The following is a 13,431-nucleotide window of genomic DNA, read 5'->3' as shown; positions in this document are numbered from 1 at the left end:
CTGTGACTACCTCGGCGCTAGAAATGAACGGTCGCTTCGTCCCAGAATAAAATCGACGACCTCATGGACGTAGGCGCTGTCGGTCTCTTCCTTTAGCCGCTGGGCGCGGTCCTGAAACGCACCGTCACCTTGGCGCAGCATTTGGTAAGCCGCCCGCAGCGCGGTGATGTCAGCGCGCGCCACGCCCGCCCGTTTGAGACCCACATAGTTGAGCCCATCAAGTTCACCGCGCGGGGCTTGCACCAGACCATATGGGATCACATCATTGGTCACCATGGTGACCGCACCGATGATCGCGCCACGCCCAATACGCACAAATTGGTGGATACCGGCAAGCCCGCCGATGATCACCTTGTCTTCAATGATGCAATGCCCCGCCAGAGCAGCCTGATTGGCCATAATCACGCCATTGCCAACAATCGCATCATGGCCAACATGCGCGCCTGTCATGAACAGGCAATCGTCGCCAACCTTCGTCAACCCACCGCCACCTGTCGTGCCAGTGTTCATCGTAGCGCCTTCGCGAATGCGGTTGCGCGCGCCTATTTCCAGCCGCGTTTCCTCACCGTCGAATTTCAGGTCCTGCGGAATTTCACCGATCACCGCGAAGGGAAAGATCACCGTCTCCGCGCCAATTGTGGTCTTGCCAGTGACCACCACATGGCTTTTTAGCTCTACGCCCGGGCCAATTTCGACCTTGGGCCCGACCGTACAAAACGGACCGATCTTGGCGCTGGGGTCGATCTGTGCGCCCGGCTCAACCACGGCAGAGGGATGCACGAAACCGCTCATTCTGCAGGCAGGTCCATCATCGCCGTAAATTCAGCCTGCGCAGCCATTTCGCCGGCGACATGGCCCACGCCCTTGAATTTCCAAACCTTGCCGCCGGGCTTGCCGCGCGTGACCTCGACATCCAGTCGCAGCACATCGCCAGGGACAACTTTGCGGCGGAATTTGCAGCCATCAATTGCCATGAAATAGACAAGCAAATCCTTGTCAGCCATGTCCATCGTCACGCCTACCATTACAGCAGCAGTTTGCGCCATAGCCTCGATGATCGTCACACCCGGCATGATCGGCGCGCCCGGGAAATGGCCTTGGAAATGCGGCTCATTGAACGTCACGTTCTTGATGCCTGTCGCCGAAACGCCGTGCTCAATATCCACCACTTTGTCGATCAACAAGAACGGGTAGCGGTGCGGGATGATCCGTTGGATCAGGTCGATATCGGCGCTGGTGGGTTGGTCGGTCATTTGGCTGTGCTCTTGTTGTTATAGGTCTGAGAATTAGCAGCGCACCAAAGGCGGCACAAGCCACAGAGCGTTTCACTCTGTGTCAGTGTCGGGGGCCCCATCTGGGACTGCTTCTGGGGCCACATTTTCGCTGGGCGGTTCCGGGCGCGGCTGCGGTGCGGTCGGCGCATCGGGGGGCAAAGGCGACGCCCCGATGACCGTGTTGACGCGTTCAATTGCCAGCTCGGTCACGTCAATGGAGCGCGAAGACAAGATCACCGCGTTTTGGTTGAGAATTGCAAGCGCACCGGTTTCTTCCACCAACTGGAATAGCACCGGGAAAGCCAGCTCATAAAACCGTGCGCGCTCGCTATCGGCTTTAGCTTGCAACGCATTGCGTTTGTCGACCTGCGCCTTACGAATGCCCGTGACCCGAATGTCGAAATCTTCTGCAAGGGCGCGAAATTCCACCGGATCCATCGTCGCACGATCTTCGGTAAGTTGGCCTTCTTCCGCGATCAGTGTCGCCTCGATCTGGCGGTTTTCAGTGGCAAGCGCGACGGAATCGCGCTCCAAAGTTTGCCGCACACGCGCCGCGAAAAGGGACTGCGCATAGAGACGCTCCTGATTGAGCGTCAAAATCGGCGGCGGCAAGATTGCCTGTTCGGGGGCGGGCTCCTGATCCTGCGCTGACGCCGCAACCGTCACGGCGGCGCAAACCATGCACAACGCAAGGGCGCGCAGCCACATCGCGCTAGAACCGGGTGAAGACGGTCAGATCGAAACTACGCGAACGGTCATAAGGCTCTTCGATCAGCGGCTGCGAGAAGTTGAACCGCAGCGGCCCGATCTGCGTGTCCCAGAAAATCGACACACCGATTGTGGCGCGCAGATTTGCGCTGTCATCGACAACGCCCGTTGCTCCGTTCACATCATCAAGCCCCCAAAGAGAGCCGACATCCAAGAACGCACCGCCGGAAATCCCATACTCCTCAGGCAAACCCAACGGAAATTCCGCTTCGAACCGTGCAACCGCATAGTAGTTGCCGCCCAACGCATCTTGGTTAGTCGACCCCAAATCGCGCGGCCCAATCCCGTCACTGTCAAAGCCGCGCAAACGGCGTGAGCCAAGGAAGAAACGTTCTGTGATCCGGCTGTTTCCGGTCAGTTGTGTGTGGGCACCAACCTCTAGCTCGGCGCGTAGCGTGACTTCCTCACGTGCAACCTTGGTCTGGGCGGACGCAAGGGCAGTCGTGCGAATGAACTCACGGTCGCCGCCGACACCCGCAAATTCCTGTCCAAACCGCAAAAGCACACCTGCATTTGGGTTCAGCCCGGTGCGGCGCGTATCATAGCTATATTCATAGCCAATACTGGAGGTGACGGCTTTACCCTCGTCACGCGCAATGATCGGGGTCAGCGTTGGACTGACATTTTTGATCTGATCTTCCGAAAGTCTATAGCTGAGACGCAGCCGCCCGTTTTCAGACACAGGGAAGCCGATACTAGCGCCAATCCCAATATTCTGGGTATCAAAATCGGCGACGTCGGAATCTGTCGTGCGATAAAACAAATCAATGCCAAATCTAAGATCGCGTCCCAGAAAGGCCGGCTCGACGAAAGAGAGCGACGTGTCTTGCGTACTTGTCCCTGTATCAAAAGAGAAAGACAGCGCTTGCCCGCGACCAAGGAAATTTCGTTCTGTAAAGCTGACATTGAAGCCAACCCCAGCCTCGCTGCCATAGCTGACCCCGAAACCCAATGATCCTGTTGTTGTTTCCTCCAGATCGACATCGACCACAACCTGATCCGGACCCGATCCTTCGCGTGTGTTCACGTCGGCGGTTGTAAAGTAATTCAGCGCCCGAATGCGCTCAGCCGCGTCGCGAATTTCGCGCGGGTTGAACGGGTCGCCTTCGACAGTGCGGAACTGACGGCGAACCACACGGTCAAGCGTGGTTTCATTGCCTTCGATGTCGATACGCTCAACAAACACGCGCGGCCCGCGGATCACCTGGAATTCGACGTCCAGTGTCAGGTCGGCGTCATTGCGCGTCAAACGTGGCTCGACCCTGATAAAATCAAGACCTTGTTGAATGGCCAGACGTTCCATCCGCGTAATCGTGTTTTCAACCCGAATTGGCGAATAGACGCTGCCCTCTTTGATCCTGGAGACGGCCTGAAATTCATCGGTATCAATCACCGGCAAATCACTTACAGTCGTAATCTTTCCAAAGCGGAATTGCTGGCCTTCCTGCACTTTGAAGGTCAGGAAAAACGCGTCGCGTTGCCGGGCCAATTCAGGCGCTGCGGACAGAACCTGGAAATCAACGTAGCCGCGCGACAGATAGAAATCGCGCAGCAATTGCCGGTCGAAGGCAATGCGATCTGAAATAAATGTGTCCGACGAGACCAAAGCCCGAAAAATCCCGGCCTGTTTGCTTTCGATGACACGGCGCAGACGGCGGTCGGAATAAGCGCGGTTGCCGACGAAACTGATGCGTTCCACCTCGACCACGCGGCCCTCCGCCACTTCAAACACCAGATCGACACGGTTGTTGGACCGCCGGATAATGCGCGGCGTAACAGTTGCGGCCAAACGCCCGGCCTGGCGGTAGCCTTCCGTCAGCGTTGCCGCATCCGCCTCAGCTGTGGCGGGGTTGTAGACCCGGCGCGATTGGGATTGCAGAAGCGGCAGCAGGTCTTCGTCCTTGAGGCGGCGGTTGCCTTCGATGTTGACCCGGTTGATCGTCGGATATTCCGTGACATTAACCACAAGCGTATTGCCAGCGGGTACAAGCTCAACCGTTTCAAAAAGCCCGGAGCGTTGCAGCCGCTGTAACGCGTCATTCAGTTGAGCGGCATTGACTGAGCCACCGGCGGGCAGCGCCAGGTAGCTCAGGATGGTTGCGTTATCGATCCGCTGATTGCCTTCGATCGACACCGCGCCGACAGAAAAATTCTGTGAATAGGCGATGTTAGTCATAGGGGGCGCGATGCTGACGCCTGCCCCCAAAACGCATATCACGCTGACACGCTTGATGCTCTTCGCCAATTGCTTCGCTAGAATTGCGAACACCATGTCCCCACCGCCCTGATAAGTCTCATTTCTTATCCGTTTGTGGTACCGCGAGTCCCCGGCGTTGTCAAAAGCCCAAACAGCAAAAACGGCCCTCATTCTGGGGGCCGCTTTGACAAAACCGCATGATGTAGTTGTTTTTCGCTAGAACCCGGCGACAAATCCGCCAAACATCAGCGAGGCCGCAATGGCCGCAGGCCATAAAACGCGATCCCAGTTCATGCGCACGATCAAACTCAGCCCGCGATATCCGTTTTGAATGGTTTGCATATGCCCACATGCCCATTGGTTGGTTCAGATGAACCGAAAATGAACAGTAATCATGGCAAGATTGGGGCAGCAGTAAGGTCAAACTCGGGTGATTGCAGTGCGCGCGCCTGCGAACTTACGGACAGAAAAGATCATTGCTGAGCGCGAAGACCATCAGCGACAACAGCAAGACCAAGCCGGTGGTCATCATCACATTGAGCACTTTGTCGCTGGGCGGGCGACCTGCAACGCCTTCATAGGCGTGGAACACCAAGTGACCGCCATCAAGGACGGGAATTGGGAACAGGTTCAAAAGCCCAACCGCCGTCGACAAAACAGCAATAAACCAGATAAATTCCTGAACCCCTTGGCTCGCCATATCGCCGGAGGTCTGCGCGATGCCAATAGGACCTTGAATATTGCAGGAGCTGATCGCCCCCGTGATCATATGCCATAGCCCAGACAGGCTAGAGGTCATGACGAACAGGGTTTGCTGCGCCCCGCCGGTCAGCGCGTCCCACGCGCCCAGCGTCACGCGGGGCGGTTCAAAAAACGCGCCGCCCGAAAACCCGATCAACCAGCGCGTTTCAAACCCGCCATCCACCGGCAGGTCCGTCTTGCGTGGGGTCAGAGTGATCGCAATGCTTTCGCCGTCGCGCCACACAGTCAGCGCGGCCGGGGCGCCTTCGCCTGCCTGCACGGCCTGTTGAACTTCGCTTAGCGACCAAACCGGGGTGCCGTCGACCGCTGTGATCACGTCGCCGACCTGCAAGCCTGCGCTCATCGCAGCCGATTGCGGCTGTAGCTGGTCCAAAACCGGTGGGAATGGGTAGACACTGTCGAAAGCAACTTCGCGGCCGTCGCGCTGCACCACATAGCCGACAACTTCCGCCGGGGCTGTGTCACGAGCCACTTCGTAAAAGCGCGCCAAATCTGGGGTCTCGACCCCTCCCACGCTCAACAATCGGTCGCCGGGTTCAAACAGCTCTTCCTGGCCCGGGTTCGGCTTCACTTCGCCAATCACCGCGTCATCTGTCACGGTGCCCGCGAACAAGAAAATCCCTGCAAACACCAGAATTGACAGGATAAAATTGAACACAGGCCCCGCCGCCACAGTCGCGGAGCGTTTCCACAGCGCAGCGCCATGCATGGTGCGGGCAAGCTCTGCCTCAGACAGGCCGGACATCGCTTCACCGTCTTTGCCGGACGCCGCATCCGCGTCGCCCAGAAATTTCACGTAGCCGCCAAAGGGCAAAGCCGCGAGCTGCCATTTGGTGCCGCGCTTGTCGTAGCGCGAATAGATCACCGGACCAAAGCCAAGCGAGAACACTTCTGCGTGGATGCCGCACCAGCGGCCGACGATATAATGGCCATATTCATGGATCGCCACGATCACCGACAGCGCGACAACGAAGGCCACAATTGTGCCTGCGAACCCGCCCACGCTTGGGATCATGCCTAAAACATCCATAAATGCGCCTCTTTACTTGGTCTCGATGATCCGAATGGCCGTGTTACGTGCCAGATGGTCCGCTGCTAGCACAGAATCAAGTGTAATGTCTGAAGATGCGGCAATCTCACCCGAAAGTGTCGAGAGCGTGGCGTCCACCACCTCTGCCATCTGGGTAAATCCAATCTGGCGCGCAATAAACGCATCAAGCGCGGCCTCTTTGGCTGCAGTGAAGACACTGCCAGCGAGCCCACCCGCTTCCATCACCTCCCGCGCCAGCCTCAGCGCGGGGTAGCGCGCGGGATCAGCTGCGCGGAAATTCAGCTGGGCGATCTTGGCCAGATCGAGCCGCTCTACCGGGACATGGCCGCGTTCTGGCCAATGCAGCGCATAGCCAATCGCGTGGCGCATATCATGCGCGCCGAGATGTGCCATCAAGGCGCCGTCTTTGAAGCCGACCAGCGCGTGGATCAGGCTTTCTGGGTGCACGACGGCCTCTATCTGATCAGGTTTGACGCCGAAAAACTCTTTTGTTTCAATTAGCTCCATGGCTTTGTTGAACAAGGACGCCGAGTCAATCGTGATCCGCTGGCCCATGTCCCAGTTTGGGTGCGTGCAGGCGTCTTCCAGCGTTGCTTCCGCCAGCTTGTCCGTTGGCCAGTCACGAAACGCCCCGCCTGAGGCGGTGATGACGATCCGTTCCACGGCGGCGATATCTTCACCCACCAAAGCCTGAAACACCGCCGAATGTTCGCTATCGACGGGCAACACGGTGGCGCCATGTGCCTTTGCAGCCCCCAACAGGATCGGCCCGGCGGTCACAAGCGATTCCTTGTTGGCAAGCGCCAGGGTTTTGCCCTGCTTGACCGCCTCCAGCCCCGGTAGCAGCCCGGCAGCCCCGACGATGGCTGACATGACCCAGTCGGCAGGCCGTGCGGCAGCCTCGACAATCGCGCTGTCGCCAGCAGCCACCTCGATACCCGTTCCGGACAAAGCAGTTTTCAATGCGTCAAAACAGTCGTCAAACGCGGTCACGGCCAGCTTCGCGCGGTGCGTCACGGCAAGTTCGGCCAACCGCGCCACATTGCGCCCGCCGGTCAATGCGACGACATCATAGGCGTCTGGATCGCGGCCGATCAGATCAAGTGTATTTTCCCCGATGGAGCCCGTCGCCCCGAAAATAGAAACCGTTCGCATCTAGAAAACGATGGACGGTACTGGCGGGAAATCCACAATCTGTTCGATCAGCAGCAAGAAGACCGAGGCGCCCAGCATCCCGTCAAACCGGTCAAACACCCCGCCATGGCCTGGGATCAGGTTTGAGCTGTCCTTGACGCCCATCTTCCGCTTCATCGCGCTTTCCGCAATGTCGCCCATTTGGGACGCCATCGACAGCGCGATGGAAATGCCCACGACCTCTGGCCCGACGCCGGGAATGCGCATGAAATATGCGCCCACCAGCCCTGCGCCCACCCAACCTGCAATCGTGCCGGACCAAGTTTTCTTGGGGCTGACGCGGGGCCAGAACTTGGGCCCGCCAAACACGCGACCCGCGAAATAGCCCGCAACGTCTGTGACGATCACAACCAGCGCGAGCCAGAGCATCCAGGTGAAGCCAAAATCATTGCGCTGCACCGCCAGCCCGTAGGCCGCGATGATGATCAGCGCCGTAAAAACCATGTAGAGCGTGCGATTGCGCGGCAAAAGCGCGATGCCCGCAATGGATGGCAGCAAGATGAACGGAAGCCCTACGCCCAAAGGCAGCAACCGTGCTGCCAGAAACGCAGCCGCGGCGCCGGCGCCCAGCATCAGGGCGCGTTTTGGCCCGCCGCCAAGCATCGTGACCAGTTCCCACACCAGCGCGCCGGTCAAGGCGCAGCACAGCGCCAGAAACGCAGCACCACCGAGCCAAACGCAGGTCAGCCCGATCACAGCAATCACAGCGCCCGAGCCCATACGGACCCAAAGGTCGGAAAACTTCTCCGCCTGGAGGCTCAACCTGTCAGGCCTTCACAGCGCCGAAACGGCGGTCGCGGCTGGAGAACCGCCCGACCACATCGGCAAAAACGTCTGGGCTAAAATCCGGCCACAGCGTGTCGATAAATTCGTATTCCGCGTAGGCCGATTGCCAGAGCAAAAAGTTGGAAATGCGCGCCTCGCCCGAAGTGCGGATCACCAGATCTGGGTCTGGCAGCATGCATGTGTCCAAAAACGACGACAGCACTTCGCTGTTCACCTGTTCAGGGCGCAAACGCTTTTCGGCGATTTCAACGGCGAGGCGCTGCGTGGCGCGTGTCACCTCGTCGCGCGCGCCGTAATTCAGCGCAATGGTCAGATGCGTTTCGTCGTTATTCTCGGTCAGCTTTTCGAGGTAATCCATGAGCTTTTGCAGCTTGCTGTCCAGCTTTTCGCGCTCACCGATGAAACGCACCCGCGTGCCAAGCTGATGCAGATAATTCGCCTCGCGCTGAATGTAGCGGCGAAACAGCGCCATAAGACCGGCCACTTCGGATTGCGTGCGTTTCCAGTTTTCGGTCGAGAAGGCAAAAATAGTCAGGTATTTGACGCCCAGCTCCGGACATTTCGACACCACCTGGCGGACGCGTTTCGCCCCGGCCTGGTGCCCAAACAAGCGCGGTCGTCCGCGTTGGGTGGCCCAACGCCCGTTGCCGTCCATAATAATGGCAACATGGTTTGGTCCAGCCGGATTTATAGGTGTCACATTCATATTTCTGCCCTCAAATACGATTTAAAAAACCCGCCTGGGCGGGTTTTCAGTGCGGTTTTACACCTGCATAATTTCTTCTTGTTTTGTCACCAATGCGGCATCAACGGCTTTTATTTGTGCATCAATCATTTCCTGCACCTCCGCTTCCCAAAGCTTCTGGTCATCTTCCGACATCCCGTCCGCCTTGGCCTTCTTGATCTGGTCCATGGCGTCGCGGCGAATATTGCGCACCGAAACGCGCGCGTTTTCGGCATAAGTGCCTGCGACTTTGGTCAGTTCGCGGCGACGTTCTTCGTTCAGCTCAGGGATCGGCAGCATGATGATTGTGCCGTTGAGCTGCGGGTTGATGCCCAGTCCGCTTTCGCGGATCGCTTTTTCGACCTTGCCGACAAGCCCTTTGTCCCAGACGTTGATCGTCACCATACGTGGCTCTGGCACATTGACGGTGCCCACTTGGTTCACCGGCGTCATTGACCCGTAGGCGTCGACCATCACCGGCTCCAACATCGAGGCAGAGGCGCGGCCGGTACGCAGCGAGGCAAATTCGGAACGGAGCGAGTTCATCGAGCCGTCCATGCGGCGTTGGATGTCGTCGGTGTCGAGCATGAAATCGTCTGACATGAGAAGTCCTGTGGCGTGTTCTTGTTTGTTGCCCACATCTTTAGCCCAGCCGCGCAGTCAACGCCAGTTGAAGATTTCATGCGCCTGTTTGCAATTCTCGCCTATCACCGCGCGCCGACACCTTGGGTTTCCCAAGCGGCACTTTCACCGGCGGTCCAACTGTTTTCGAACCCGCCGAGCAGACCATCATGACGGGCGCGCCGCCGCGCCTGCCGCGCCCCATCCGTCCAAAAGCCGTGCAATTGCTGCGTAAGAACCGCCTGCTCGTGCAATTCGCGCGCGCTGAGTGCGGCCAAAAACCCTTCATAGACAACAATATCGTCAAGCGCGGTGCGCTCAAAGTAATCGACCGCCTGCAGGATCGCCGTCACCGCCGACCGGTTGGCACGCGCCGCAATGTATTGCAGCCAGCGGGTCTCCTCCTCGGTCATCCAGCGGGTCAAATCCGATTGCAACCGGCTTTCAAAGATCATCGCGCGCAGCAGATGTGCCAGCCCCTCATTGGTGAAATTGCGGGTGTGGAACGTCTCAAGCATCCACGCGTAAAACCGGTCCAACTTTGGATCGAGAAACTTGTAATCGGGCTCAAACCCGGTGCCTTCCAATCGCCCTTCGCCCTGCAATTTACGCTCAACCGGGGTGCCGGAATAGGGCAACATCCGGCAGAAGCTGGCGATGGACCAGCCGTCACCAACGAAGCGTTCCAAAAACTTGGCGTTCTCGCGGATCATCCGAAAATCTGACCACGGATCCATCAGCATGAAGCCAAAATCAAACGACAGACCAGCGGCGCGCAGCATGTCGCCCGCCTCAAGATGCTTTTGCGGCGACATCATCTTGTTCATATTTTTCAGGCCCTGAACGTCGCCGCTTTCGACGCCCATATAGACATGGGTCAGCCCGCCACGAACCATGCGTTCTATGATATCAGGGCGCAGCTCATCCGAACGGCACGACATTTTCCAAGACACTTTGCCGCCGATATCGCTTTCAAAAATCAGGTCTGACAGCTCTCCCGCCCAGTTCCGCGCCCGCGCGCCCGTGGCCAGAAAATCATCGTCCTGAAACAAAAACAGCGAGACATGGCGGTCATGATAAAGATGCCGCATTTCTTCCATCACGTCTTTGGGGCTGCGCAACCGGCGCAAACTGCCTTCTTGCGCCTCATAAAAAGGCCGGATCGAACAGAAATCGCAATTCCACGGACACCCGCGCGACCCCAGTATGGCCGCCGTTGGCTGCGCCGCCGCCTCATAGGGAATGTCGGCGCGGTGCGGCCAGGCGATGCTGTCCAGATCCATGATCTGTTTGCGCAACGGGTTGGCGTGAATTTTGCCATCATCGAGCCGCGCAACCAGTCCCGGAATGCGCTGCCATGCCTCACCTTTGGACAGCGCGGCAAGAAGCGTGGTCAAGGTCTCCTCCCCCTCAAAGCGGACAACGCTGTCGGCACCTTGGACCTGTTTCAGCACGGTGTCATAGTCAAAGCTTGGGAAATGCCCGCCAATTGAAATATGCGCCCGCACACCTGCTTGACGCAAAGCCGCGACAACTTCGGCAAATTGCCCGGTCATATACTGAAAAATCAGGGAAAAACCGATGAAGTCCGGCTGCTCCGCCAAGACCCGGCGCAACAGCCCTTCGGGGTTTTTGTCATAGGTCTCGATCCCGGTCTCATGCCCGGCACTTTTCGCCGCGCCCATGAGGTATCTCAGCCCCAGATTGTCCTGATCCTGAAATCCAACAAACAGAGTTTTCAGTGGACGCACCCGCGCCTCAGACGCATCCAACATCGTGGCGCCCTCCATAAAAATACATCAAAAAATTTTAAGCCACGCACCCGTAAAAATCAGGCGCGTGGTGACACTGTTCAGTTAAAGCTTTTTCAAAGCGCCGGTGAACATCTCTTCCAACGTGTCCAGCTTTTTGCGGTTGAACTGGATGTCGGCAAGCCGCGTTTCCAACTGCACTTTGCTGAGCTTGCCAAGGTCAACCGGGGACGGGTCCGCAATCGGCCCAATTCCGCCGCCCACGATGACGCCGCCGCCCAAACCACCGCCCAATCCGCCGCCATCGGGGGGCGGGTCGGCCACCGTGCCGATGTCAAACCGTCCGCTGGTGATCAAAGCCTCTATCGCGGTCAAACGCGATGTAATTAAAGCATTTTGGGCTAAAACTGCGCGCAATGCGTCCATAACAATCTCCAATTAAACTACTAAAATAGACGTTAAGCGTAGCACAAATTGCAGATTCGATTAAGGGCGCAGCCGCCCTCAAAGCTTTTTCGGACCGGATCGGCCCTTTAGTCGCGCACAATCGTATAGGTGCCCTCACCCGCCAAGATGCCCTTGAACCCGCCGGGTTCATCCAGGCCAAACACAATAATCGGCAGGTCATTGTCGCGCGCAAGCGCAATGGCGGAGGCGTCCATAACCTTCAAGCGCTTTGCCAAAACATCATCATAGCTGACCGTGTCATAGCGCACAGCGTCGTCATGGATCGCCGGGTCCTTGTCGTAAATCCCGTCAACGCCGTTCTTGCCCATGAAGATCGCCTGACACGACATTTCATTGGCGCGCAGCGCGCAGGCTGTGTCGGTGGTGAAATAGGGATTGCCAGTCCCGGCTGCAAAAATGCAAATCCGTTTCTTTTCGAGGTGGCGCACCGCGCGGCGGCGGATATAGGGCTCGCAGACCTGATCCATCGGGATGGCTGAGATCACCCGCGTGTGCAGACCCAGCGCTTCCAACGCACCTTGCATCGCGAGCGCGTTCATCACCGTCGCCAGCATCCCCATGTAATCAGCCGTGGTGCGTTCCATCCCCTGCGCGCTGCCTTGAAGCCCGCGGAAAATATTGCCGCCGCCGATCACCATGCAAACCTCAACGCCCATCTCGTGAACGGTCTGGATTTCGCGCGCGATCCGCTCAACAGTTGGCGGATGCAGCCCAAACCCCTGATCCCCCATCAGCGCCTCGCCGGAAATTTTCAGAAGGACGCGGTTATAGGTGGTTTGTGGGGCGGTGTCGCTCATGAAGGGGGCCTCTTCCTGGCTGCTTGCAAATTGGCGGCAAAATGTCGGAAAACCGGGGCGGTTTCAACGGCTATGCGCAAGACGCGCGGGCCGCACCACAAAGGGATGGCCTAAACTGCTGAAATTGCTCGAAACAATCGACCCGGAAAAACCGGTTCTGATCGCGGGACCGACCGCATCTGGCAAATCGTCGCTGGCGCTTGGCATTGCCGAGGCGCAGGGCGGGGTTATCGTCAACGCGGACGCGTTGCAGGTGTTTGACTGCTGGCAGCTGTTATCCGCGCGCCCGGACGCGGCCGATCTGGCGCGCGCGCCGCATCTGCTTTACGGGCATGTCCCCTATGCGCAGCCCTATTCCACCGGGCATTGGTTGCGCGATGTGACCCCGCTGCTGGATGGCGCGCGCCCCATCATCGTTGGCGGCACCGGCTTGAATTTCACCGCCCTGACCGAAGGGCTGGCCGACATCCCTGCCACACCTGACGCGATCCGTGAAAAGGCAAACGCCCTGCCCCTAGACGACATGCTGGCCGTTCTGGATGACGCCACCCGCGCACGGATCGACACCGCCAACCCCGCCCGCATTCGTCGCGCCTGGGAGGTGTTCACAAATACCGGAAAACAGATCGCGGCCTGGCAGGATGAAACCCCGCCGCCTGTTCTACCGCTGGAGGCCACCACCGCGATTGTTCTGGATAGTCCGAAAGACTGGCTGAGCCCGCGCATAGAGCGGCGTTTCGACCTGATGTTGGACGGCGGCGCGCTAAAAGAGGTGCGCGCGCTTCAACACGACTGGGATCCAACGCGCCCGTCTGCCAAAGCCATCGGCGCGCCTGAGCTTATGGCCCATCTAAATGGCGAGATTTCGCTGCCTGAGGCGCGCGCCCGTTCCATTATCGCCTCGCGTCAATATGCTAAACGGCAGCGCACCTGGTTCAGGGCGCGTATGAAAAACTGGCGCTGGGTTGGGGCAAATTTGCTGCAGACTTGACCTTTTGCAACCTTTGACTCTGCCAAACCGGGCGTTTAAGCAATGGA

Annotated in this window: 14 protein-coding genes; 1 reads left to right on the top strand and 13 read right to left on the bottom strand. The window is 58.3% G+C overall.

What is annotated here, in order from left to right; genetic code table 11:
• Positions 1-6: 6 nt before the first annotated feature.
• The 13 genes from lpxA to pyrH all read right to left on the bottom strand — a co-directional run bounded on the left by lpxA (position 7) and on the right by pyrH (position 12,393).
• Positions 7-792 (bottom strand): acyl-ACP--UDP-N-acetylglucosamine O-acyltransferase, encoded by a 786-nt coding sequence (gene lpxA / locus ACZ1G7_RS01540; protein WP_472661760.1) that lies wholly within the window; start codon positions 790-792, stop codon positions 7-9.
• On the bottom strand, positions 789-1,253 hold the full coding sequence (gene fabZ, locus ACZ1G7_RS01535; RefSeq protein ID WP_472661758.1) for a 3-hydroxyacyl-ACP dehydratase FabZ: 465 nt from the start codon (positions 1,251-1,253) through the stop codon (positions 789-791). The genes lpxA and fabZ overlap by 4 nt, the downstream gene beginning before the upstream one ends.
• Positions 1,254-1,325: 72 nt before the next feature.
• Positions 1,326-1,982 carry an OmpH/Skp family outer membrane protein gene (locus ACZ1G7_RS01530; RefSeq protein ID WP_472661756.1) on the bottom strand — a complete coding sequence of 219 codons (657 nt, stop codon included), beginning with the start codon at positions 1,980-1,982 and terminating at the stop codon, positions 1,326-1,328.
• Positions 1,983-1,986: 4 nt separating this feature from the next.
• A complete protein-coding gene (bamA, locus tag ACZ1G7_RS01525; protein ID WP_472661754.1) occupies positions 1,987-4,218 on the bottom strand; it encodes an outer membrane protein assembly factor BamA in 2,232 nt (743 codons plus the stop codon).
• Between the two features lie 237 nt (positions 4,219-4,455).
• Positions 4,456-4,581: a hypothetical protein gene (locus tag ACZ1G7_RS01520; RefSeq protein ID WP_472661753.1), complete on the bottom strand. Its 126-nt coding sequence runs from the start codon at positions 4,579-4,581 to the stop codon at positions 4,456-4,458.
• A gap of 115 nt (positions 4,582-4,696) precedes the next feature.
• Complete coding sequence (gene rseP / locus ACZ1G7_RS01515; protein ID WP_472661752.1) at positions 4,697-6,031, bottom strand: RIP metalloprotease RseP; 1,335 nt, start codon at positions 6,029-6,031, stop codon at positions 4,697-4,699.
• A gap of 12 nt (positions 6,032-6,043) precedes the next feature.
• Complete coding sequence (gene dxr, locus ACZ1G7_RS01510; RefSeq protein ID WP_472661751.1) at positions 6,044-7,207, bottom strand: 1-deoxy-D-xylulose-5-phosphate reductoisomerase; 1,164 nt, start codon at positions 7,205-7,207, stop codon at positions 6,044-6,046.
• Positions 7,208-8,008, bottom strand: coding sequence for a phosphatidate cytidylyltransferase (locus tag ACZ1G7_RS01505; protein WP_472661749.1), 801 nt, complete (start codon positions 8,006-8,008; stop codon positions 7,208-7,210).
• A gap of 4 nt (positions 8,009-8,012) precedes the next feature.
• Positions 8,013-8,738, bottom strand: coding sequence for a polyprenyl diphosphate synthase (uppS, locus tag ACZ1G7_RS01500; protein WP_472661747.1), 726 nt, complete (start codon positions 8,736-8,738; stop codon positions 8,013-8,015).
• 57 nt (positions 8,739-8,795) lie between these two features.
• Positions 8,796-9,359, bottom strand: coding sequence for a ribosome recycling factor (frr, locus tag ACZ1G7_RS01495; RefSeq protein WP_472661745.1), 564 nt, complete (start codon positions 9,357-9,359; stop codon positions 8,796-8,798).
• A 104-nt stretch (positions 9,360-9,463) separates the two neighbouring features.
• The gene (locus ACZ1G7_RS01490; protein ID WP_472661743.1) at positions 9,464-11,152 is read right to left on the bottom strand and encodes a B12-binding domain-containing radical SAM protein; all 1,689 of its coding nucleotides are present in this window, start codon (positions 11,150-11,152) and stop codon (positions 9,464-9,466) included.
• 81 nt (positions 11,153-11,233) lie between these two features.
• A complete protein-coding gene (locus ACZ1G7_RS01485) occupies positions 11,234-11,554 on the bottom strand; it encodes a hypothetical protein (RefSeq protein WP_472661741.1) in 321 nt (106 codons plus the stop codon).
• A gap of 107 nt (positions 11,555-11,661) precedes the next feature.
• Entirely contained in the window at positions 11,662-12,393 is a 732-nt protein-coding gene (gene pyrH, locus ACZ1G7_RS01480) for a UMP kinase (RefSeq protein ID WP_472661740.1), read from the bottom strand.
• Between the two features lie 124 nt (positions 12,394-12,517).
• Between pyrH and miaA the strand changes: the two genes are divergently transcribed.
• Positions 12,518-13,384 carry a tRNA (adenosine(37)-N6)-dimethylallyltransferase MiaA gene (miaA, locus tag ACZ1G7_RS01475; RefSeq protein WP_472661738.1) on the top strand — a complete coding sequence of 289 codons (867 nt, stop codon included), beginning with the start codon at positions 12,518-12,520 and terminating at the stop codon, positions 13,382-13,384.
• Positions 13,385-13,431: the final 47 nt, after the last annotated feature.

The organism is Litoreibacter sp. JB4-2 (assembly GCF_055693445.1).
This window is presented reverse-complemented; position numbering and strand designations above follow the sequence as displayed.

What these genes read in the sequence shown, in the direction of transcription:
- fabZ (WP_472661758.1), bottom strand. Translation starts at nt 1,253, where the DNA reads ATGACCGACCAACCCACCAGCGCCGATATCGACCTGATCCAACGGATC.
- pyrH (WP_472661740.1), bottom strand. Translation starts at nt 12,393, where the DNA reads ATGAGCGACACCGCCCCACAAACCACCTATAACCGCGTCCTTCTGAAA.
- ACZ1G7_RS01490 (WP_472661743.1), bottom strand. Translation starts at nt 11,152, where the DNA reads ATGTTGGATGCGTCTGAGGCGCGGGTGCGTCCACTGAAAACTCTGTTT.
- uppS (WP_472661747.1), bottom strand. Translation starts at nt 8,738, where the DNA reads ATGAATGTGACACCTATAAATCCGGCTGGACCAAACCATGTTGCCATT.
- bamA (WP_472661754.1), bottom strand. Translation starts at nt 4,218, where the DNA reads ATGACTAACATCGCCTATTCACAGAATTTTTCTGTCGGCGCGGTGTCG.
- dxr (WP_472661751.1), bottom strand. Translation starts at nt 7,207, where the DNA reads ATGCGAACGGTTTCTATTTTCGGGGCGACGGGCTCCATCGGGGAAAAT.
- lpxA (WP_472661760.1), bottom strand. Translation starts at nt 792, where the DNA reads ATGAGCGGTTTCGTGCATCCCTCTGCCGTGGTTGAGCCGGGCGCACAG.
- ACZ1G7_RS01520 (WP_472661753.1), bottom strand. Translation starts at nt 4,581, where the DNA reads ATGCAAACCATTCAAAACGGATATCGCGGGCTGAGTTTGATCGTGCGC.
- ACZ1G7_RS01485 (WP_472661741.1), bottom strand. Translation starts at nt 11,554, where the DNA reads ATGGACGCATTGCGCGCAGTTTTAGCCCAAAATGCTTTAATTACATCG.
- frr (WP_472661745.1), bottom strand. Translation starts at nt 9,359, where the DNA reads ATGTCAGACGATTTCATGCTCGACACCGACGACATCCAACGCCGCATG.
- ACZ1G7_RS01530 (WP_472661756.1), bottom strand. Translation starts at nt 1,982, where the DNA reads ATGTGGCTGCGCGCCCTTGCGTTGTGCATGGTTTGCGCCGCCGTGACG.
- rseP (WP_472661752.1), bottom strand. Translation starts at nt 6,031, where the DNA reads ATGGATGTTTTAGGCATGATCCCAAGCGTGGGCGGGTTCGCAGGCACA.